The following is a 21,994-nucleotide window of genomic DNA, read 5'->3' as shown; positions in this document are numbered from 1 at the left end:
TATACTGTCACTGACAAGGACGCTGCTTAACCGCGACATTGACTACAATTACAAACAAATAAGGAAAAGAACTAATGGCTAAGGGGCAATCATTACAAGACCCATTCCTAAATGCGTTACGTCGTGAGCGTATTCCTGTTTCCATTTACCTTGTGAATGGCATTAAGTTACAAGGGCAAATCGAATCGTTTGATCAGTTTGTGATCTTGCTGAAAAACACCGTGAATCAAATGGTGTACAAGCATGCCATTTCTACTGTGGTGCCGGCACGTGCCGTGAGCCATCACAACAATAACCAAGGGGCTGGAGAGCGTCCACAGGGCGATCGTCAGCAAGAAAAACCTGAGGAGTGAGTATTCAATTGCTAAGGAGTCTTTCGCTTGTTTGACCGTTACGAGGCCGGTGAACAGGCTGTACTCGTTCATATTAATTTTACCCATGATGGCGAGTGGGATGATCTCAGTGAGTTTCAAATGCTGGTTTCGTCCTCGGGTGTCGACGCCTTGCAAGTTGTTGTCGGCAGCCGTCAGTCTCCTCACCCGAAATATTTTGTCGGCGAGGGAAAAGCCCAAGAAATTGCAGAGACCGTGCAGCATGTCGGGGCCGATGTGGTGATCTTCAATCATACCTTGTCTGCCGCCCAAGAGCGTAATCTGGAGCAGCGATTTAAATGTCGAGTATTGGACCGAACAGGCCTCATTCTCGATATTTTCGCGCAGCGTGCACGTACGCATGAGGGTAAATTGCAGGTTGAATTAGCGCAGTTACGGCATCTTTCTACCCGACTCGTGCGTGGCTGGACCCACCTTGAACGTCAGAAAGGGGGGATCGGTTTACGTGGCCCAGGGGAAACCCAGTTAGAAACAGATCGTCGATTATTGCGTGATCGGGTAAAAGCGATTTTGCGTCGGTTAGACAAAGTGGCCAAGCAGCGCGAGCAAGGACGACGTGCGCGAGCGCGTGCCGAGGTACCAACGGTATCGCTGGTGGGGTATACCAATGCGGGTAAGTCGACGCTGTTTAATCGGATTACCGAAGCTGGCGTTTATGCAGCCGATCAACTGTTTGCTACTTTGGATCCGACCTTACGTCGGATTGAAGTCGAAGATGTCGGCACCGCGATTTTAGCCGATACCGTCGGTTTCATTCGCCATTTGCCACATGATTTGGTGGCGGCGTTTAAAGCGACATTGCAAGAAACGCAAGAAGCGAGCTTATTGTTGCATGTGGTTGACGCCAGTGATGAGCGATTGAGTGACAACATTGAGGCTGTTGACAGCGTGCTCGAAGAGATTGAAGCCGATGATGTGCCACGTCTACTTATCATGAATAAAATAGATAGTCTGGATCAGGCTGAGCCTCGTATTGAACGAGACGACGAGGGCGTGCCGAAAGCCGTATGGGTTTCAGCCTTGTCGGGGCAAGGTATTGCGCTCATCTTTGACGCGCTGACCGAGCGTTTGGCCGGTACCATGGTGCGGCATCGATTACGACTACCGCCAAATCTAGCGGGTCGGATGCAAAGTAAATTTCACCAGATGCGATGCATTGTCAGTGAAGAATACCAAGACGATGGGCATCTATTAGTCGATGTTAGGCTGCCGCAAACAGACTGGCATCGGTTAGAAAAAAGAGAAGGCAACCAGCTTGGCGACTTTATCGTCAGTGAATAGGCTGCTAGAGTAAAAAATTATCGTCAGATCAATTTGATGGAGTGCGCGAATGGCGTGGAATGAGCCAGGAAACAATGGCGGTCCCGACAAAGACCCCTGGGGGAATCGTGGTGGCCGTAATCAAGGACCACCCGATCTTGATGAATTGTTCAATAAACTAAGCCGCAAACTGGGTGGCTTTGGTGGCCGGAAAGGCAAAGGACCTTCTTTCGGTGGCGGAATGGCGGGGCTAGGTGTCCTCGCACTAATCGGTGTTATCGTATGGGGTATTTCCGGTTTCTATACCATTGGCGAAGCGCAGCGTGGTGTGGTGCTTCGGTTCGGTCAGTATGATCGTGTCGTGCAACCTGGCCTTAACTGGAAACCGACGTTTGTTGATACCGTGAGAACGGTTGATATGGAATCAATCCGCTCGCTAAACAGTTCAGGTTTGATGCTGACCAAAGATGAAAACGTGGTCAACGTCGAAATGGATGTCCAATATCGCGTGATGGATGCCCAGCAGTATCTCTACAGTGTCACCAATGCTGATGACAGCTTGCGTCAAGCAACGGATTCAGCGCTTCGTGCGGTCGTGGGTGATTCTGTGATGGATGATATTATCACTCGAGGTCGTCAAACAGTGCGTGAGCGCACCCAAGTTGAGTTGAATCAGATCATTGATAAATACAACATGGGCTTAATTGTTGTCGACGTGAATTTCCAGTACGCACGACCACCAGAGCAGGTAAAAGATGCCTTTGATGACGCCATTGCAGCACGTGAGGATGAAGCGCGCTTTATCCGTGAAGCAGAAGCGTATCGTAATGACGTCTTGCCAAAGGCAACGGGTCGAGCCGAAACGCTGAAAAAAGCCGCATTGGGTTACAAAGCTCGTACGGTCAATGAAGCAGAAGGTGAAGTCTCTCAATTCGAAAAATTGTTGCCTGAGTATATTGAGGCGCCACGCGTGACACGTAATCGCCTGTATATCCAAACCATGGAACAGGTGTACAGCAGTACAAGTAAGGTGATGGTGGATTCGCAAAGCGGAAACAGCAACCTCTTGTATCTCCCGCTGGATAAGTTGATGGGAGGGGCAGCCGTTGGGCCTAACCAGCGTAAAGAAACGTCGAGCAGCCAGTATGGCATTGAGCTGGAGCAAAGCTCTCAGCCAAAACAGCCTGAATCGGCGCCGCGTTCTGGTTCATCACGTGAAGGGAGATACTAAGCATGCGTAAGATGATGATCCCGGTTATAGTCTTAGCGGTCGTGATATTTTTGATGTCGATCTTCGTGGTGAGTGAAGGTGAACGCAGTATTGTGATTCGCTTTGGACGTGTCCTGAAAGTGGATAACGAGATCGCGAAAATCTATCAGCCAGGTTTGCACTTTAAGTTGCCGTTGTTTGACCGAGTGAAGACCCTCGACGCGCGCATTCAAACCATGGATGACCGTGCCGATCGCTTTGTTACTGCAGAGAAAAAAGATGTCATTATCGACTCTTATCTGAAGTGGCGAATTAAAGACTTCGGTCAATACTACCTTGCCACAGGGGGCGGTAATAAGATCACGGCTGAGTCGCTGCTGCAACGTCGTATTTCTGACGGTCTGCGTGCCGAAATTGGTAACAAGACCATCAAAGAGATAGTGTCTGAAAAGCGCGACCAAGTCATGGAAGGTGTGTTGGAGCGTGCCGCGGGTGAGGGGATACGTGATTTAGGGATTGAGCTGGTTGATTTGCGTATCAAGCGTATCAATCTTCCAAGCGAGATCAGTGAATCCATCTATGCCCGTATGCGTGCAGAGCGTGAAGCTGTGGCGCGTCGTCATCGTGCTCAAGGTCGTGAGCAGGCTGAAATTATTCGCGCACAAGCAGAACTTGAGGTAGCCACGATTCTTTCTCAAGCAGAGCGTCAGGCGCGAATCACACGCGGTGAAGCAGAAGCTGAAGTGGCGCAGCTTTTTGCCCGTGCGTTCAAGAAAGAGCCTGAGTTCTATAGTTTTGTACGTTCGCTACAGGCCTATCGAGAGAGCTTTGACAGCAAGGGCGATATGCTGATTGTTGATCCGAAAAGTGACTTCTTCAAATACATGAAGCAGCCAGATGTGATCGATCAATAAATCGTTATCACCGACAGAAAAGACAAGGCATCGTGCCTTGTCTTTTTTTTATCGGGTAATGATTGCGCACAGTAGAGTTCAATAAAGGAGAAGGAATCATGATGACATTCTGGGGGGCGCTCGCGCTAGTATTAATTGTTGAGGGGCTGGGGCCTATGTTATTCCCCAAGCAATGGCGACAAATGGTGACTGAGCTGAGTCAGCAGCCGGATAATCAGTTGCGACGTATCGGAGGATGTTTAGTGGTGATTGGCGCTGTATTCGCCTATTCCATCTTAGGTTAACAAAGCGGCTGTCAGCTTGACGTGACAAACCCATGGAAAGAAAACGACAATACGGTTAAAAAATAACTGCAACCGAGTTTTTAAGGTGCTAGAATCCTTTTTTAACTAGCTGCATATCGAAGAAGATGGGTAATAACGTAGTCGTTCTCGGCACCCAATGGGGTGACGAAGGTAAGGGAAAGATCGTTGATCTTTTGACTGAAGATGCAAAATACGTGGTTCGCTATCAAGGCGGTCACAACGCAGGTCATACTCTTGTCATTGACGGTGAAAAGACCGTCCTACACTTGATTCCTTCTGGTATCCTCCGCAACAACGTTAAATGCATTATCGGTAATGGTGTGGTGCTGTCGCCAGACGCTTTACTGAAAGAAATGGGTGAGCTGGAAGCACGCGGCGTGCCCGTGCGTGAGCGCCTATTCCTATCAGAAGCGTGTCCTTTGATCCTGCCTTATCACATTGCGTTGGATGCAGCGCGTGAAAAAGCGCGTGGCAAGAAAGCCATTGGCACCACAGGCCGTGGTATTGGCCCAGCATACGAAGACAAAGCGGCGCGCCGTGGTTTGCGTGTGGGTGACCTATTCGATAAAGAAGCCTTCGCTGAAAAGCTGAAAGAAGTGATGGAACTCCATAACTTCCAGCTAGAGCACTTCTATAAAGTCGAACCTGTAAGCTATGAAGACACCTTAGCCAAGGTCATGGAGCAAGCAGACATCCTCACCGGTATGGTGATTGATGTCACCCAAGAGCTCGATGATGCGCGTAAACGTGATGACAAAATCATGTTCGAAGGCGCACAAGGCACCTTGCTAGATATTGATCACGGCACTTATCCGTATGTCACCTCCTCAAACACTACCGCTGGCGGTGTGGCTGCAGGCTCTGGTTTTGGTCCTCGTCATCTTGGTTATGTGCTAGGTATCGCCAAAGCCTATTGCACGCGAGTAGGGGCAGGTCCGTTCCCAACAGAACTTGATGACGACATTGGTATGCATCTAGGCACCAAGGGTGCGGAGTTTGGTGCAACCACGGGTCGTAAGCGTCGTTGTGGTTGGTTTGACGCGGTGGCTATGCGCCGTGCTGTACAGATTAACTCGGTCTCGGGTTTTTGTTTGACCAAACTGGACGTGATGGACGGCTTGGAAGAAATCAAAATTTGTACCGGTTACAAGATGGCTGACGGCACCATGGTAGAGGTATCTCCATTGGCTGCGGATGCGTACGCAAACATCGAGCCTGTTTATGAGACTATGCCGGGTTGGAGCGAAAACACCTTTGGGGTGAAGTCACTCGACGAGTTACCACAAGCTGCACTTGATTACATCAAGCGTATTGAAACCTTGACTGGCGTGCCGATTGATCTGATTTCAACTGGCCCAGACCGTAATGAAACCATCATTAAGGTTCATCCTTTCGAGAGCTAATGCTTGCGCGAAGACAAACCATGAGGCCAGCGTTTAACGCTGGCTTTTTTTTTCGCTATTGGATGAGGTTGGAACCCAGATCGCCTGGAAAGCGGAAAAAACTTGCCGCCTTTGCTAAAGTCACTAAGCAGGGTGCCGATACAAAAAAGCACACGGTTAGCGCGCGCGTTGCTGTTGGGTTTCTTGGTTGAATAGCGAGTAGGCATGAAGTTTCGAACGCTGAGTTTTTCACTTTTACTAACGGTAACGACGTTGGCAACAGCAACCGCTAGAGCGGATGTGGGGCCAGCGGTGCCCTTGTATGAAGAAAGTGAACTGATCGCCTTATTCGAGACCAACTCACACCTTGAGCGTGTGGAACAAGATGAATGCCAACTCGTACAAGACATCGAAGTACGGGCAACACGTGTGGGGTCTCCCGCCTATGAGTTCTTGTACGGCGATATGTTGGCGTGGGGCGTATGCGTTGATCAAGATGCCGAGCTCGGCGTGTATTACATGAAACAGGCTGCGCAGCAAGGGTTACCTGCGGCATTGGAGCAGCTAGGGCGATACTATGCGAATGGGACCTTGGTGCAGCAAGATCAACGACGCGCGATTCCTTACCTGCGCGAAGCCGCCTCATTGGGGGATACCCGCGCGCGAATTCAACTGGCCGAGTTGCTCGTGGATGACGTCGGTTCACCGCTTGATTATGAGGATGCTTATCGCTGGTTATATCAGACCATTACCGCAGACTCTGGCACGCGTGATCGTATTGCCGAGTTACGTTCAGCGCTTGAAGCGCGAATGCCTCAGAATATTATCGCTCGCGCTAAAAGACGCACCAGTTACTGGTAACTGCCAGCCTCTGACTGTAGGCGATTTTATCGTCAAAATCCGCTATACTCCCTTTACTCATCTGTTCCCAATCTGATTTGATATGGCCAGTTCGCCATGTTCCTCTCGTTGCCTACAAGCAAAGCGCTGAAACAAAACGTCAAACTGCGATCATCGCGGCGCAATCGCGACAGTTAACAGATATAATGAAATCAACATACGCCAATAGGAAAAGGTCTATGTCGCAAGACACAGGTTCGACAAATAATACGCCAAACAACATCGCTGCGGATCCACACCAGGCCCGTGAAGCTGAAAAATATGAAAATCCGGTTCCCAGCCGAGAGCACTTGCTGGAAGTGATCCGCAGCTTTAAGGCACCAGTGAGCCGCGATAATCTGTTTACCCATCTCGGTTTAGACGGCGATGATCAGTATGAAGGTTTACGTCGACGCCTGCGTGCGATGGAGCGAGATGGTCAACTCGTGTTTACTCGGCGTAAGTGCTATGCCTTGCCCGAGCGTCTGGATCTGATTAAAGGGACCGTTATTGGTCACCGTGATGGTTTTGGCTTCTTGCGCCCTGAAGGGAAAGGCAATCATGACGATTGGACGTTACCGTATCATCAAATGCGTAGCGTGATGCATGGCGATGTCATTTTGGCGCAAGGCGTGGGGACCGATAAGCGCGGTCGCCAAGAAGCCCGTGTCGTGCGAGTGTTGGAAGCACGTCAAGGCCAAATCGTTGGGCGTTATTTTGTCGAAGATGGTATGGGCTTTGTCGTGCCAGACGACAGCCGCCTGGGCCAAGATATCGTGATTGATAAAGATCACACTCAGGGCGCGCGTATGGGCAATGTTGTGGTGGTTGAGATCATGCAACGTCCTACTCGCCAAACCAACCCAATGGGTAAGGTTGTTGACGTGCTGGGCGAAAACATGGCGCCAGGCATGGAAATTGAAATCGCGATGCGCACCCATGATATTCCTCATCAATGGCCGGATGCCGTGCTCAAGCAAGTTAAAAGTTTGAACGAGGAAGTGCCGGAAAAAGCGAAAGAAGGCCGCGTTGATCTACGCGATCTGCCGCTGGTTACCATCGACGGTGAAGATGCCCGTGACTTTGATGATGCGGTCTATTGTGAACGTAAACGTTCTGGTGGCTGGCGTTTGTGGGTGGCAATTGCTGATGTTAGTTACTACGTGCGGCCTGATTCTGCGCTGGATAAAGAAGCGCAAAACCGCGGTAACTCGGTGTACTTCCCCAACCAAGTGGTGCCCATGTTACCGGAAGTGCTTTCCAACGGCCTATGCTCGCTCAATCCACAGGTTGATCGTCTATGTATGGTCTGTGAAATGACGATTTCTGAGTCAGGCTCATTATCCGGCTACAAGCACTATGAAGCGGTAATGAACTCACATGCGCGTTTAACCTACACCAAGGTGTCTAACATCTTAGAGGGTGATAAGACCTTGCGAGAGCGTTATCACACTTTGGTTCCACATCTAGAAACCTTGCACGATATGTACAAGGTGCTCAGTGGGGCTCGCCAACAACGCGGCGCCATTGAGTTTGAGACAGTAGAAACCCAATTTATTTTCAACGCACAGCGTAAAATCGACCGTATTGTGCCGGTGGAGCGCAACGATGCGCACAAGATCATCGAAGAATGTATGATTCTTGCCAACGTCGCCTCTGCGCGTTTTGTCGAGAAGCACAAAGAGCCAGCATTATATCGTGTTCACGAAGCACCGGGTGAAGAACGTCTTAGTGGCTTTAAAGATTTCTTAGGCGAGTTAGGCTTAAGCCTGAGTGGCGGCCTAGAGCCGACGCCGAAAGATTACGCGGCACTGATGCACGTGGTCCATGGTCGCGCGGACAGTGAGCTTATCCAGACCATGCTGTTACGCTCGATGAAGCAAGCGGTGTATCAAGCGGATAACCAAGGTCACTTTGGTTTGGCGCTCAAGCAATACGCCCACTTTACCTCGCCTATTCGTCGCTATCCGGATTTGCTGTTGCACCGTGCACTCAAATACTTGATTGCCAAACAAGCGGGTAAAAACCAAGACCGTTGGACCCCGACTGGTGGCTACCACTACTCATTTGACGATATGGATGTGCTCGGCGAGCAGTGTTCGAAAACCGAGCGTCGCGCCGATGATGCCACCCGTGATGTGTCGGATTGGCTTAAATGCGAATATATGCAAGATCACGTTGGCGATGAACTGGAAGGCGTGATTGCCAATGTCACCGGTTTTGGCTTCTTTGTTCGCCTCAATGAGCTGCATATCGATGGTTTGGTCCATATCTCTAACCTAGATAACGACTATTACCGTTTTGATATGGTAGGTCAACGTCTGGTGGGCGAAGGCTCTGGCCGCGTGTTCCGACTTGGCGATCAGGTAACGGTTAAAGTGCTGTCAGTGAATCTTGATGAGCGACAAATTGACTTTGAACTGGTAGGCTCTGAGCGCAAAGCCCGTCGCCCGGGTAAAACCGAACGCGATAAGCGCAAAAAAGGTCGTGCGGAGTCGAATAAAGATCCGCAAGCGCGCCGTGAGCGAACCTCGGTACGCCAACAGCTTAAACGCGGTGCGGTGCCCAGTGTTGAGGGCGATAAGGCGCCGGCGGATAAGCCAAGCAAAAAGAGTAAAGTAAAGTCGCCTGCGCAAAAAGCACGCAAGAAAAAGGCGAAAAAACAAAAAGCCGAAGCGGGTAAGAAAAAGAAGTAAATCATGAGTAGTGAAGTTATTTACGGCATTCATGCCGTCCAAGCGATTTTAGCAACCGATCCTTCCCGCTTTATTGAAGTGATGGTATTAAAAGGGCGTCAAGACGAGCGTTTGGTCCCCGTGCTCAATGACATTGCGATGCTGGGCGTGAGTATTCAGCAAGTGGGCCGCAAAGCGTTAGACGACAAAACTCAAGGTGCGTCGCATCAGGGGATTGTTGCCCGTGTCAAACCGGGTCGTCAGTACAACGAGAATGACTTGGAGGCGATCCTCGCTAATACCGAGAACCCTTTGTTGCTGGTACTTGACGGTGTCACCGACCCGCATAATTTGGGGGCTTGCCTGCGCACTGCCGATGCAGCCGGAGTGAGTGCGGTCATCGTTCCGAAAGATAAATCTGCTCAGCTTAACGCGACGGCCCGCAAAGTGGCCTGTGGCGCAGCTGAAGTGGTGCCTTTGGTGCGTGTTACCAACTTAGCGCGTACCATGCGTGCGCTCAAAGAGCAGGGCGTGTGGTTTGTGGGCACGGCCGGTGAAGCCGATCATGATGTTTACGACACCAAATTGGTGGGGCCGCTAGCCTTAGTGATGGGCGCGGAAGGTGACGGCATGCGCCGTTTGACCCGTGAAACCTGTGATGAGCTAATTCGTATTCCCATGTCAGGAAGCGTATCGAGCTTGAACGTATCCGTGGCAACTGGTGTCTGTTTGTATGAAGCGGTGCGTCAGCGTCGTTAAGTGCCTTGTCTCTTGTCCACCGTTGAAGAAAAACGCCCCTGTTGGGGCGTTTTGTCATTTTGGGAAGTGAACAATCGTTACAGTAATTGCCAAACTGCGGTACTGCCCGGCTTTTCGCCTTGGGTCCACCACTTGGCTTGGTAGCGTTGGTTGTTATATTCAACCTCATCGCCGCCGGAATAAGCGACGGTCGCTTGCCATTCACTGCTTTGGTTGGCTTGGCTATCCCCGACACGCTCCCATGGCCCGCCTTGGTCTGGGCGCTGACCCTTGGTCCACCACTTGCGCGATACTCAACCCCTTGATACAGGACGCGATCGCCGCCGACATACACGGTGTTTTCATCCCACATTGGCAAGCCACTGGTCGGCGTCACGGTCACTGTGAATTGCGCTTGCGTGGTTTTGTCGCCATCGCTGACCTCTACTGTAACCACATAGTCGCGATTCTCCGTCACGGTGGGCGCGGTCAGCGTCACCTGATCATCGGTGCCAGAGACGGCCAGATCGCCGGATGCACGGTAGGTGTAGCTGAGTGTATCGCCATCTGGATCGTTCGCCTCAATCGTCACGCGGGTTTGCTCACCGCTTTTCAGGCTCACTGGGGCGATAGGCGCCACGGTAGGGGCTTGGTTTTCACCCGGTACCACCACCTCGATAATCGCATTGGCCTCGGCACTGGCTTGGCCATCCGATACCGTCACCGACAGGGAATAATCGGTGCTGGTACTCACATCGGGGGCGGTCACGGTGACCGAATCCGTGTCGCTATTAGTCAGGGTCAACGCCTCATCGCCTTGCCAGCGATAGGTCAGGGCATCGCCATCCCGATCGCGCCCATTGGCCGCAATGGTTAATGATTCTCCCGGCGCCAGCGTATAGCTTTGTTGTGCGATACTCACAGTTGGGGCGTTGTTGACTGGCGGCTGACCATCCTGTGCTAAGCCCTCGTGCATCGCATTGAGGATATCGCCATTGTCGGCATCTATTTCCCAGGCAAACAAACCGGCGAAGTTGTGATTACGCACATACTGGCCTTTGGCTTTGACCGATCGTGGGTTGTCGTAAGTGACCAGCTTGCCGTTGTCAGGGTTCCAAATGTAGGCCGCTTCAGCTTGCTCATCATAACCGGTTTGAAAGCCATTGATGCCGTTACCCGCGCTGCCGAGCATTGATTTGACGACGCCTTTGTAGTCAATTACGCCCGCTTCCCATATTCCGTCCGCGGTGCTGCCTTTGATCGGGCCGTTACCGAGCGCGGTCATCGGGTTGCTAGGATCGGTTGCATTGGCAGGGAAAACGCCTTCCCAACCACGACCGTACATCGCGGTACCGATCACTATTTTTTCCGGTGGCACGCCGCTTTCTAGCAGTAATTGCACGCCATTATCGAGCGTGTAGGCCGGGCCTTTGCGAGGTTCGCCGTTGTCATCGACGCCGGTACCATCACATTCATCCGCGCTCATATGGCTGCCACAGTAAATGGCAGTTTGGTGGCCGGTGACATTATTCCATGCACCGAAAAAGTCGTAGGTCATGGCAAAGATGTAATCCATGTACGGCGCGCTGGCGCTGTAATCGACGTTGGCGATTTTGTCATAACCGGCACCGACGGCCGAGGTGAGTTGGTACTCACGGCCCGTGTCGGCTTCGAGCTCATCCAACATCGCGCGCAGCTCACGCATTAAGGCCGCGTAGGCTTGGCTATCCTTATCTTGGTCACCTAAATCAGGGTTGGCACCGCCACCGCCTGGGTATTCCCAGTCAATGTCGACCCCATCGTAGAATTTCCAGGTTTGCAGGAACTCTTTCATTGAGGCGACAAAGACGTCACGGTTGGCCTTGTCGGTGAAATCATAGAAGGGGTCGGATAGGGTCCAGCCGCCCACGGAGGGGAGAATTTTCAGATCAGGGTAGCGCTGCTTGAGCGCCATCATTTGCGCGTAGGTGCCACCTATCGGATCTTTGGCCGGTGTGCCGGGCAGCTTTTTCTGAATCGCCGCCCATGGGTCATGGATTGCCACTTCATAGTCTTCTGAGCCTTGGCAAGCGAGCTCAAGTGCGCGCAAGCTGTTGCCATTTTCGATGTCGCCCAATGACTCATTGGGGCCACAAATGGGGATAAAGCCATACAAGATGTGGGTGAGATTCCCCGCGGGCACCTGACTGACATCGAAGTTACGACCATAAATGCCCCATTCGACAAAGTATGCCCCCACCACGGTATCAGGCTGTTTGGGATAGTCATTGTTGTTCGGGTCGACATTCATCGGCAGTGGGTCAAGATGGACGCCGTCGGTGTCTGCGATGACGATGGGTTTGGCGGCACTGGTCGCACACTGACCATCGACGCCCCCTTCACACAAGGCGAGTTTAAGCTGGTGACGACCGCCTTTGTCATAGGGGAAAGTGACTGTGCCGGATTGGGTGCCTGCCGGTAAAGTGCCTTGATTGACCACCTGATCGTCAAAGTACACCTTGTAGCTGTCACCGCCATCACCGGACCAGGCATTCCATTTAATTTCAATTTGGACTTCATCCACGCGCTGCACCAGATCTTTGTACGATCCGCGGCCATATTCATCGACTTCAACAAAAGAATAGTTTTGTGGCTTCCAGTCCAAACTTGGGGTTGAAGGGGCCGCCACGGCGTGGCTGGCGCCCAGTGCCCCAGCAATCGCCAGAGAGAGTAGGGTCATTGGCTTCATGTTTGCTCCTTATTGTGTCACGCGTTGCCAAACAAGGGCAGCGCCGGGTTGCTCGTTTCTAGTCCACCATTTTGCTTGGTAAATATTGTCGCCGTAGCGCACGCGATCCTTGGCCACATAGACCTCAGATGCGCGCCATGCGGGCAGGTTGCTGGTGGGTTCGTCGGTAGCCGGGATCACCGACAGGTTGAAGCTATAGCTATCGTGATGGCTAAAGACTTGGTTTTGCACCACGTCATCGGCATTAAACTGGATCTCGCCGTGGCGCATCACCCCGATACGTAAGGGCTCGTTAGCCTGTTGCTCGATAAGGCTGGCCAGCGCGTGTGGCCAATTCGTCACATTTTGGTCCGTCAGGGTGAGTGTGACATCCACCACTTCTTGGCCTTGGCGATTGTGCAAGCGGGCCCGCACGCGATCGCCCAATGCTGCCATTTGTGGATGTTGGACAAAGTATCCTAGCTCGTGCCATTGGGCGGGTGCGGTCTGACTAGGGGTGATGGTAATGTCGGCACAGTTGTAGAAGCCTTCTCCGGCCGGATCAATACGTTGCCAACGGCTATAGATAATGGCATCACCTTGACGATCGGCGGGCAGGGTCACGGTCATCTCATAATACCGGTTACCGTTATCGCCGATCACAATGGGCAGATCGCCAAAGGTGTCGATCTTTTCGAGATCATCCCACGTCAGCGCATCGGTCGCGCCGTTGTAATCTGGCTTGGTCAGATAAATTTCCCAGAAACTTGGATCGTGAGGAGTGGTGGCGCGAAAGCGCACGTCAATTTGGCCATTGCCATCTGGGGTGATCTCGGTCCGTTGCCAATCCGATGAGGGTAAACTGATCCCGGCTTTATTGGGATCGCCGGCGCCACATAAGTTACCATCGGTAACGGCCGCTTTCACCGCATCCATATTACGGTAATCCGCCACCAATTGCGCCGATTCATGGTGTTGCACAAACGGGTAGTGCCCCGATTCTAAGAACGCCGCGCGACAGGCGGCGTTAGGGATACCTGACCCATCTGAAGGCCACCAATAGCCCCCTTGCTCATGGCAAATCGCCTGGCGCGCTTTGGGGCTTTCTAAATAGCCATGTGCCATCACCTGTGTACTGCTTGCGACCAGCGCAAGAGCCACGGCGGTACGGCAGGAAAACTGCGTGAACGAAGACTTGAACATAACGACTCCTTAACGGGGGCACTCAGCCCCCGCATTCAAGACCAGAAATGGATTAGAGGCTGCAGACTTGGCGCCAAGCTTGACCACCGGGTGCCGCTTGGGTCCACCACTTGGCTTCCCACACCGCCTCTTGGTAGATAAGTTGGTCGCCACCGCTGGCATGATTGCCCCCGTTAGGCCAGTTGGGGTAGGTACTCAGGCTGGCGATATCGACGTCAGGACACTGAGACTCTCCGCCACTTTGGCTGGTGCTACCGGGGAGCGCAGGCGGAAGGCTTGGATACCCCTGCTTCACCGCATAGCGCTGGCCATTTTTTTCGATGGTGATATTGGTTGGGTTGGTGATAGGCATGTAGTACATCACCTGAGCGTCCAAGGTTTCACCCGGCTTAAAGCTTTGCTCTATACCACCCCATTCGTTAATCAAGGTGATGGCAAAGCGATGATGGGTGGCATCAAACCCGCCGATGTTGTTACCACTGGCATTGCTGCTATCACGCACCACTTCCATGCGCAGCTTTTTCTGGGCGTTCCAGTCAGATTTAAAAATGGCCGAGGTAGACACTGGCACATCAAAGCTGATGGTGGCGCCCGATAAGTCCAGATCGGAGTGGTTGGTAAAGCGGAACGTGGGGCGAATAGGGTAGTTGTCATCGCCCACTGGGAAGTTCAGCGCGTCAAGCGTGACATCCACTTGCTCGCTTGGCACTTGGAAATTGGCGTCGCCACGTTGTAGTGAGTAGTCGCTGCCCGCTTGCTTAAAGGTTTGGTACGCCAGAGAGGTCAGGGTGTCACCCATAAAGTAGGCTTGACGCTGATCATCATAGCGATAATCCCCCGCCAGCTCCCAGAACATCACCCCGCCTAGGCCCCTATTGACCACGTAGTCGACCTTTTCGGCCATCGAGGTTTCGTCTTCCATTGACAGGAATACGCGTTTTTCTTCGTTCCAAACCCACGGCGCTTTGGCGATGTCATCGTAGTAACGCTGATAACTACCAGTAAGGCGATCAGTGGGGTCTTGCTCAGGATCAAGTCCGTATTCCGCCGCATAGGCCGGTAGTTTGCCGTCGAGCAAGTTTTTCACATGCCATAAAGGGTTGGAGCCAGCAGGCACTTCGGTGCCGAGCTCATCCACATCATGCCAAAGGTTATCTATCCCGATTGCACCGTTGCCGCATTTGTTTTTCTCACCGACGCCGGTGCCGGCTGGGCACTCGCTCTGGTTTGGCAATGGTGCGCGTCCCCAAAGACCTTTGTCGCCACCTTGCACGTCTTTAAAGCCGCGGGTGTAATACGGGATACCGATATTGATGCGGCCGGGAGACATACCGCCCATAAAGTAGGTGGCTGCCCAATCGGTATTTAAATAGCCAATCCCTTCAAATTCAGGGGTTTGGTAGACATTCCACTGTTTAAGTTCGGAATCCTCTCCGGTGTCATACAGCGGCGCTTGATGGCCAACATGATCGTTCCATGCCCCGTGCAGATCATAGCTCATGATGTTGACGTAATCTAAGTATTGGGTGGTTTGGAAGGTTTCCATCCCGCGCAATAAGTAACCCGATGACGGTGCGGCAATGGTCAGCATATAGTGCTTGCCATCTTGCGCGCTGGCTTTATCGAGCGCTTCACGCAGCGACTTCATCAGTACTTGATAGGATTTATTCAAGTGCGCGCGACGTGGGTTGGAGTACTCGAAATCGTCAGGGTGGCCTGAGTCTTTCATCGACGATGGGTATTCATAATCAATGTCCAGACCATCAAAGCCATACTGGCGCAAGAAGGCGACGGCACTGTCGGTGAAAGCCTTGATGCCGGCTTGGTTGACGCTGCCATCGGCATTGGTGGTCATGGTGTAGAAACCGCCACTGTCGATGCGCTCGCCGTTTTCACCGAAGTAGCCCCCGGTTTCGGCCCAGCCGCCCACGGAGATCAGCGTTTTCACGTCGGGGTGCTGCTTTTTATACTTGTTGAGCAAGTTAAAGTGGCCTTTGTACGGCAGGGTCGGATCCATCTCTGCGCCGGCCACGCCCGGCCAAGTCATCTGGGTCGCGGGGTTGTCGGGGGCATTGGGATCGCCGATAGACAGTTGGTTGTCCGCGTTGATGTGGGCAAAGGCGTAGTTAATGTGGGTGATCTTGTCCCAAGGAATATCGCTGACTAAATAAGCAGGCTGGCCGTTGGCACCGTTTCGCCAGCTAGTGAAATAACCGATGACACGGCGAGGGTGATCGGCCCCCATGTCTTCAAGGCCGTTTTCGTCATACACAGAGCAATACGGCACCTCGACATCTGGGGTGGTGTATAAACCAGCCGGACGACAGGCATACTCATCGCCGCCGGTTTGGTCATCACCCACCACCTGTTGCAATGTCTGGATGTCGGTAGCGCCTTTGTCGTCGGTCACGGTGAGGGTAAAGGCAAAACGCCCCGTTTGTTCGGCTTGCCAGTCAATGGTGGTCGCCTCGGCGCCTTCATACAATAGGGTGTCGCCTTGTGAGAGCGCGAATGAGGTCACCGTGCCATCCGTGTCGGTCCCGGCAAGGGTGAAGGTGAGTGTGTCACCAACCTCAATCGGTCCAGACGGAGAGACGGTTAAGGTTGCGGTAGGGGCTTGGTTGACGCTGCCCGCGCACTGGCCGAGGATTTTCCACGCTTTCCATTCGCCAGATTGGGTGGCCGGGTCGGCTTGCGTCCACCACCTCGCTTCATAGGCGGTGTTATCTGTTTTTACTTGATCCCCTTTAGTGTAGGTATTGCCATTCTGCCAATCGGATAATGGCTGGCAATCAACTGCAGCGTGTACGCTGGGGCTACTTAATGCGAGCCCTGCCAAACCAAGTGCGACCATACGCGATGGTGTTACTATCTTCATATTTTGCTCCAAAAATTTTTGAAACGAATTTCATCAATACAGTCAGTGATTGATGAGGTCTTCCCCTACGCTTTTTGCACTAAAAACGGCTTTTCCGCTCAAGCATAGGCAATAAAAAGATTATTTTGGACATTAACTGCCAAGAAAAGGAGGCGGGAATGTCATAATTTGAGCGTGGGTTCATAAATTAATTATTGGTAAAAAAGAAGTGCATCCATAGCGTGATGTTGGTAGTAATTCGCACATAATTGACAGTTTGCAGGCTTGATTTCTTATTTTTTTTGAAATTGGTCATGCTTTTTTTCGGGGATGCCATGGAACAACCAACCGATAAAGACAAAATCCGTTTGCTTATGACGCTGCAATTCTGTACTATCTCGCGCCTGATTCTCGGTCTTTTCTTTTCCGTTCCTTGCTTCCGCTGGACGACCGAGCCAATTGTGGAAGCTGATTAATCCGTAAGGAGCAACTCAATGCGTCATTACGAAATCGTATTCATGGTGCACCCTGATCAGAGCGAGCAAGTTGCTGGCATGATCGAGCGTTACACTGCGTCTATTAAAGATGCAGGCGGTCAGATCCACCGTCTAGAAGACTGGGGCCGTCGCCAACTGGCTTACCCAATCAACAAACTGCACAAAGCACACTACGTTATGATGAACGTAGAAGCCGAGCAGGCTGTGATTGACGAGCTAGAAAGCATGTTCCGCTTCAACGACGCAGTGATCCGTAACATGATCATGCGTACTAAAGACGCTATCACTGAGCCATCTGTCATGATGAAGGCTAAAGAAGAGCGTACTGCTAAGCGTGAAGATCGCCCTGAGCGTGAAGAGCGTGCGGAAGCGAAGCCAGAAGCAAAAGCGGAAGCTGAAGCTGAAGGCGAAAACGCAGCTGAGTAATTGCTGTGATGACCAATCGGTTGGAGCTTGCTGGTGTTATCAGTAAAGGTCCGGTCCGTCGCCAAAGCCCTGCAGGCGTTCCGCACTGTCACTTTGTGTTAGAGCATCGTTCCACGCAGGTTGAAGCTGACTTCCCTCGACAAGTTTTTTGTCGTTTATCTGTGGTTGTGAGTGGGCAAGGGTCAACACAACAAACGCAAAATTTAGCTTTAGGTAGCTATATCAAGGTAAGCGGTTTTATCGCTTACCAGACCAGCCGACAAGGCGAGGGAAAATTGGTATTGCATGCCGACACTATTATAGACATTTAGATCAGGAGATAAGCCCATGGCACGTTTCTTCCGTCGTCGTAAATTCTGCCGTTTCACTGCAGAAGGCGTCACAGAGATCGATTACAAAGATGTAGCGACTCTAAAAAATTACATTACCGAATCAGGTAAAATCGTACCTAGCCGTATCACTGGTACTCGTGCTAAGTATCAGCGTCAACTGGCTCGTGCTATAAAGCGCGCTCGTTACCTGGCCCTGCTGCCGTACACTGACAAGCATCAGTAATCGGAACTGTCCAAGTTAGAGAGGATTGAAGAATGCAAGTTATTCTACTTGATAAAATCGGTAACCTGGGTGGCCTAGGTGATCAGGTAACTGTTAAATCTGGTTATGCACGTAACTTCCTTATCCCTCAGGGTAAAGCTGTTATGGCAACCAAAGCCAACATTGAACATTTTGAAGCACGTCGTGCTGAGCTAGAAGCAAAAGTTGCTGAGCAACTGGCTGCTGCTCAAGCGCGTGCTGAGAAAGTTGAAGCACTAGAAGCGGTTGAAATCGCTTCGAAAGCGGGTGATGAAGGTAAACTGTTTGGTTCTATCGGTACCCGTGATATCGCTGACGCTGTGACTGCAGCGGGCGTTGAAATCGCTAAAAACGAAGTTCGTCTACCAGAAGGCGCACTGCGTCACACTGGCGAGTACGAAATCAGCGTGCAACTGCACTATGATGTTTTCGCGACCGTCAACGTGAACGTTGTTGCTATGTAATTAGCAACAAGGTTTCGATAAAAAGCCAGCCTTCGGGTTGGCTTTTTGTTTTTTCAGCGGTTTATAACCATTGATAACGAATACCGACCGTGAACATACTGTCGCGATTTTTTAGTCCCGGAGGGACATATGTCATGTAAGTCTGTTTGCTGGTTATTTTTATCGATAACTTTTCAGTAATGGTCGATGCCAAAGTGAGTGATCCTTCGACACTGGTATTACTGCTCCCTGAAATGATAATACTTCTTCCTTCTAAACTGACATTATCGAGCATATGCCACTCTCCTCTTGCCTGTCCACGTATCACTGATTCACTGACTGAGTAAGGCATGATCAAATCGTCATCATCAATTTCATCGACGTTCGGTTGTTGGTAACGAAAACCTGGACCTATCTCGGTGCTTAATGTGACCTTAGCGTTTTGAAGCCAGTGATAGCCTAAACCCGTTGCCAGCATAAAATCGTCATAATAAGGGCCGTAACGGTCGGCGACATAAGTGGCATTGAGTAGCGCATAGCTTCTGTCACCAAGTAGCATATTAGCTTGCGACTCTAGCTCTGTTTTACGTTTGTCCTCTTCACCATCTTTTTCAACTTGCAACAGACTAATTCTGGCTTGATAACTGTATTGCTCAACTTGATATTGACCTGTGAGCGCATTATTGATGGTTTGAGAATCTGAGTTACCACCGAGGCGCTGATAACCGAGCGAAATATCGGCTGACCAAGGTGATTCTGATGTTTTATTATCGTCACTTGCATAGGCAGGGGCCCCGCATACCATCCAAATTGATAACCACATGGGCTGACAAAAAGACTTCACTACTTTCATCTCACGCAATCTAAGGCGCCGCTATGCTAAGCGCTGTTTGCATTGTGATAGTCAAATTTGGGTTAGAATTCGAGGAGGTCATTCAGCGTTTGGAAAAAAATGTCTCATGGGGCAGCGTCCCACGAGGACAGCGGGTATAATGACTTCCATTAGTAATAGGTGAGTTTTTATGGCAGACAATCGTAAACCCGCAAAAGATCAGCAAGTCGCTAACCTCAAAGTGCCACCACACTCGATAGAGGCCGAGCAGTCGGTTTTAGGTGGTTTAATGTTGGATAATGAACGCTGGGATGCGGTTGCGGAAAAAGTCGTCGGCCATGATTTTTATAGCCGACCCCATCGGTTGATTTATGAATCGACCAAATCGCTACTGGATGAGGGGAAGCCGCTTGATCTCATCACCTTGTCTGAGCATCTCGAAAAGGCGGGAACGCTCGACGATGTGGGCGGCTTTGCTTACTTGGCGGAGCTGGCGAAAAACACCCCGAGCGCCGCTAACATTGTGGCGTATGCCGACATTGTGCGTGAGCGCGCCATGGTGCGCAACCTAATTGGGGTAGCCAATGAAATTGCCGATGCGGGCTATGATACCCAAGGGCGAAGCTCAGAAGATTTGCTCGATATGGCGGAGAGTAAAGTCTTCGCGATTGCTGAGTCTCGGACTAGTGAAACCGAAGGTCCACAGCACATTGACTCGGTACTGAGTCGCACCCTAGAGCGCATTGAAGAGCTGTTCAAGTCACCGCAAGACGGGGTTACCGGCGTATCGACGGGTTTTACCGATCTTAATAAGAAAACGGCAGGCTTACAGCCTTCTGATCTCGTTATCGTCGCGGCACGACCATCGATGGGTAAAACGACCTTTGCGATGAACTTGTGTGAAAACGCAGCCATGGATCAAGAAAAGCCTGTATTGATTTTCTCGCTCGAGATGCCGGCTGAGCAGCTGATGATGCGTATGTTGGCCTCGTTATCACGGGTTGACCAAACCAAGATCCGAACCGGCCAATTAGATGATGAAGATTGGGCGCGTATCTCGTCCTCGATGGGGATCTTGATGCAGAAAAAGAACATGTACATCGATGATAGTTCCGGCCTAACACCGACTGATGTGCGCTCGCGAGCCCGCCGTGTGGCGCGCGAACATGGTGGCGTGAGCATGATCATGGTCGACTATTTGCAACTGATGCGCGTGCCAGGGTTACAAGAAAACCGGACCTTGGAAATTGCTGAAATTTCGCGTTCACTGAAAGCGCTCGCGAAAGAGCTGAATGTGCCTGTAGTGGCGCTATCGCAGCTTAACCGTTCGTTGGAGCAACGTGCTGATAAGCGCCCCGTTAACTCGGACCTGCGTGAGTCGGGTGCGATTGAGCAAGATGCTGACTTGATCATGTTTATTTATCGTGACGAAGTCTACAACCCAGAAAGTGCCATGAAAGGGATTGCAGAAATCCTGATTGGTAAACAGCGTAACGGTCCAATTGGTAGTGTGCGCTTGACCTTCCAAGGCCAGTACTCACGCTTTGATAATTATGCAGGACCCGCGTTTGATGATGAGTGATCTGTCTACCATGACCAATGCGGCTCGCGCCTTCATTGATCCCGAGGCCATGGTGCACAACATCCAAGTGATGCGTCGCAAAGCCCCCGGTAGCAAAATGATGACAGTGGTCAAATCGGACGGTTACGGTCATGGGCTAACCTCCGTTGCGACGACGTTGGCGCCTTATAGCGATGCCTTTGGGGTGGCGCGGATAGAAGAAGCACTGACGTTGCGTCAAGCGGGCATTACCTTACCCATTGTGCTACTCGAAGGTTTCTACGAAGCGGATGAGCTGCCGTTATTGGTTGAGCACCAACTGACCGCCACGGTGCACTGTGATGAGCAAGTGGCAATGCTGACACAAGCGACCCTGCCTTCGCCTTTGTCGGTATGGCTAAAAGTGGACTCAGGCATGCATCGGCTCGGCTTTGAACCGGATCAGGTGCCTGGTGCACTTTTTGCCCTGCATGCTTGCGACAATGTAGCGCCTGAGATTGGTTACTTGAGTCATTTTGGCTGCGCGGACGAAATGGATAATCCGATCACCCAAGCGCAAATTGACACCTTCTCGCGCGTTACGGAAGGGCTGCCCGGTGAACGCTCATTGGCTGCATCTTCCGGCACGTTATTTTGGCCGCAAAGTCATTTTGATTGGGTGCGCCCAGGTATTTGCCTGTATGGCATTTCCTCTCGTATTGAATTAACAGGCGACGCACTTGGTTTGAAGCCGGCAATGCGCCTGACATCGCGGGTCATGGCTGTGCGTCGTCTCAAAGCTGGCGAGCCGGTAGGTTATGGCGCGCGTTGGCGCAGTTCGCGCGATACCTTGATTGGTGTGATTGCGATCGGCTATGGCGACGGCTATCCGCGTTCTGCACCTGACGGCACGCCCGTATGGCTCAATGGTCGAGAAGTACCGCTGGCTGGGCGCGTCTCAATGGATATGATCACCGTTGATCTGGGTCCAGATGCGACCGATAAGGTGGGTGATGAAGCGGTGTTGTGGGGACCCGAGCTCCCGGTTGAGCGCATCGCGCGCTTGGTTGATACGATTGGTTATGAACTTGTCTGCCAGGTGACAGGCCGCGTCCCACGTCAATATCTAACCAATCCCTCCCCGAGGGGGTGAGCGAAACG

At 51.6% G+C, this 21,994-nt stretch carries 19 protein-coding genes and 1 pseudogene; 16 read left to right on the top strand and 4 right to left on the bottom strand.

Annotation, left to right across the window (positions count from 1 at the left end):
• Positions 1-74: 74 nt before the first annotated feature.
• The 9 genes from hfq (at position 75) to rlmB (ending at position 9,776) form a co-directional block, all read left to right on the top strand.
• Positions 75-353, top strand: a complete 279-nt coding sequence (hfq, locus tag BZJ21_RS05100) for an RNA chaperone Hfq (RefSeq protein ID WP_021023479.1) — start codon at positions 75-77, stop codon at positions 351-353.
• Positions 354-380: 27 nt separating this feature from the next.
• On the top strand, positions 381-1,673 hold the full coding sequence (gene hflX / locus BZJ21_RS05095) for a ribosome rescue GTPase HflX (protein ID WP_077645970.1): 1,293 nt from the start codon (positions 381-383) through the stop codon (positions 1,671-1,673).
• Positions 1,674-1,722: 49 nt separating this feature from the next.
• Entirely contained in the window at positions 1,723-2,883 is a 1,161-nt protein-coding gene (hflK, locus tag BZJ21_RS05090) for an FtsH protease activity modulator HflK (protein ID WP_077669286.1), read from the top strand.
• Positions 2,884-2,885: 2 nt separating this feature from the next.
• Positions 2,886-3,776, top strand: a complete 891-nt coding sequence (gene hflC, locus BZJ21_RS05085; protein WP_077669285.1) for a protease modulator HflC — start codon at positions 2,886-2,888, stop codon at positions 3,774-3,776.
• A gap of 98 nt (positions 3,777-3,874) precedes the next feature.
• Entirely contained in the window at positions 3,875-4,060 is a 186-nt protein-coding gene (locus BZJ21_RS05080; RefSeq protein ID WP_021023483.1) for a DUF2065 domain-containing protein, read from the top strand.
• Positions 4,061-4,185: 125 nt separating this feature from the next.
• On the top strand, positions 4,186-5,484 hold the full coding sequence (locus BZJ21_RS05075) for an adenylosuccinate synthase (RefSeq protein WP_025744518.1): 1,299 nt from the start codon (positions 4,186-4,188) through the stop codon (positions 5,482-5,484).
• Positions 5,485-5,688: 204 nt separating this feature from the next.
• A complete protein-coding gene (motX, locus tag BZJ21_RS05065) occupies positions 5,689-6,324 on the top strand; it encodes a flagellar protein MotX (protein WP_021023486.1) in 636 nt (211 codons plus the stop codon).
• A 218-nt stretch (positions 6,325-6,542) separates the two neighbouring features.
• Positions 6,543-9,038: a ribonuclease R gene (gene rnr, locus BZJ21_RS05060; RefSeq protein ID WP_077669283.1), complete on the top strand. Its 2,496-nt coding sequence runs from the start codon at positions 6,543-6,545 to the stop codon at positions 9,036-9,038.
• Positions 9,039-9,041: 3 nt separating this feature from the next.
• Positions 9,042-9,776, top strand: a complete 735-nt coding sequence (rlmB, locus tag BZJ21_RS05055) for a 23S rRNA (guanosine(2251)-2'-O)-methyltransferase RlmB (RefSeq protein WP_077576889.1) — start codon at positions 9,042-9,044, stop codon at positions 9,774-9,776.
• A gap of 433 nt (positions 9,777-10,209) precedes the next feature.
• On the opposite strand, the pseudogene BZJ21_RS05050 reads toward rlmB, so the two are convergent.
• From BZJ21_RS05050 to BZJ21_RS05040, 3 genes and pseudogenes are all read right to left on the bottom strand, one after another.
• Positions 10,210-12,474, bottom strand: a pseudogene (locus tag BZJ21_RS05050) (glycosyl hydrolase family 18 protein); the annotation flags it as partial.
• 18 nt (positions 12,475-12,492) lie between these two features.
• Complete coding sequence (locus tag BZJ21_RS05045) at positions 12,493-13,665, bottom strand: lytic polysaccharide monooxygenase (RefSeq protein WP_077660551.1); 1,173 nt, start codon at positions 13,663-13,665, stop codon at positions 12,493-12,495.
• A gap of 52 nt (positions 13,666-13,717) precedes the next feature.
• A complete protein-coding gene (locus BZJ21_RS05040) occupies positions 13,718-16,543 on the bottom strand; it encodes a glycosyl hydrolase family 18 protein (protein WP_101494549.1) in 2,826 nt (941 codons plus the stop codon).
• Positions 16,544-16,857: 314 nt separating this feature from the next.
• On the opposite strand from BZJ21_RS05040, the gene BZJ21_RS16280 reads away from it, so the two are divergent.
• From BZJ21_RS16280 to rplI, 5 genes are read left to right on the top strand one after another with little or no spacing between them, the layout of a single operon-like run.
• The gene (locus tag BZJ21_RS16280; RefSeq protein ID WP_158011513.1) at positions 16,858-16,998 is read left to right on the top strand and encodes a hypothetical protein; all 141 of its coding nucleotides are present in this window, start codon (positions 16,858-16,860) and stop codon (positions 16,996-16,998) included.
• Positions 16,999-17,016: 18 nt separating this feature from the next.
• On the top strand, positions 17,017-17,445 hold the full coding sequence (gene rpsF / locus BZJ21_RS05035) for a 30S ribosomal protein S6 (RefSeq protein WP_077460007.1): 429 nt from the start codon (positions 17,017-17,019) through the stop codon (positions 17,443-17,445).
• A gap of 8 nt (positions 17,446-17,453) precedes the next feature.
• Positions 17,454-17,756 (top strand): primosomal replication protein N, encoded by a 303-nt coding sequence (gene priB, locus BZJ21_RS05030; protein WP_077669281.1) that lies wholly within the window; start codon positions 17,454-17,456, stop codon positions 17,754-17,756.
• Positions 17,757-17,772: 16 nt separating this feature from the next.
• On the top strand, positions 17,773-18,000 hold the full coding sequence (rpsR, locus tag BZJ21_RS05025) for a 30S ribosomal protein S18 (protein ID WP_021023493.1): 228 nt from the start codon (positions 17,773-17,775) through the stop codon (positions 17,998-18,000).
• A 32-nt stretch (positions 18,001-18,032) separates the two neighbouring features.
• Positions 18,033-18,482, top strand: a complete 450-nt coding sequence (gene rplI, locus BZJ21_RS05020) for a 50S ribosomal protein L9 (protein ID WP_021023494.1) — start codon at positions 18,033-18,035, stop codon at positions 18,480-18,482.
• Between the two features lie 61 nt (positions 18,483-18,543).
• Here the strand turns inward: rplI and BZJ21_RS05015 are convergent, their stop codons facing one another.
• The gene (locus tag BZJ21_RS05015) at positions 18,544-19,314 is read right to left on the bottom strand and encodes a DUF481 domain-containing protein (protein WP_077669280.1); all 771 of its coding nucleotides are present in this window, start codon (positions 19,312-19,314) and stop codon (positions 18,544-18,546) included.
• 169 nt (positions 19,315-19,483) lie between these two features.
• Between BZJ21_RS05015 and BZJ21_RS05010 the strand changes: the two genes are divergently transcribed.
• Positions 19,484-20,875, top strand: coding sequence for a replicative DNA helicase (locus tag BZJ21_RS05010; RefSeq protein WP_021023496.1), 1,392 nt, complete (start codon positions 19,484-19,486; stop codon positions 20,873-20,875).
• Positions 20,847-21,986 carry an alanine racemase gene (gene alr, locus BZJ21_RS05005; protein ID WP_077669279.1) on the top strand — a complete coding sequence of 380 codons (1,140 nt, stop codon included), beginning with the start codon at positions 20,847-20,849 and terminating at the stop codon, positions 21,984-21,986. Before BZJ21_RS05010 ends, alr begins: the two co-directional genes overlap by 29 nt.
• The last annotated feature ends 8 nt before the right edge of the window (positions 21,987-21,994 follow it).

The sequence above is a fragment of the Salinivibrio costicola subsp. alcaliphilus genome, from assembly GCF_001996185.1.
GTDB classification, from domain to species: Bacteria; Pseudomonadota; Gammaproteobacteria; order Enterobacterales; family Vibrionaceae; genus Salinivibrio; species Salinivibrio costicola.
The sequence above is the reverse complement of the archived record's forward strand: the minus strand, read 5'-3'. Positions and strand labels throughout refer to the sequence as shown.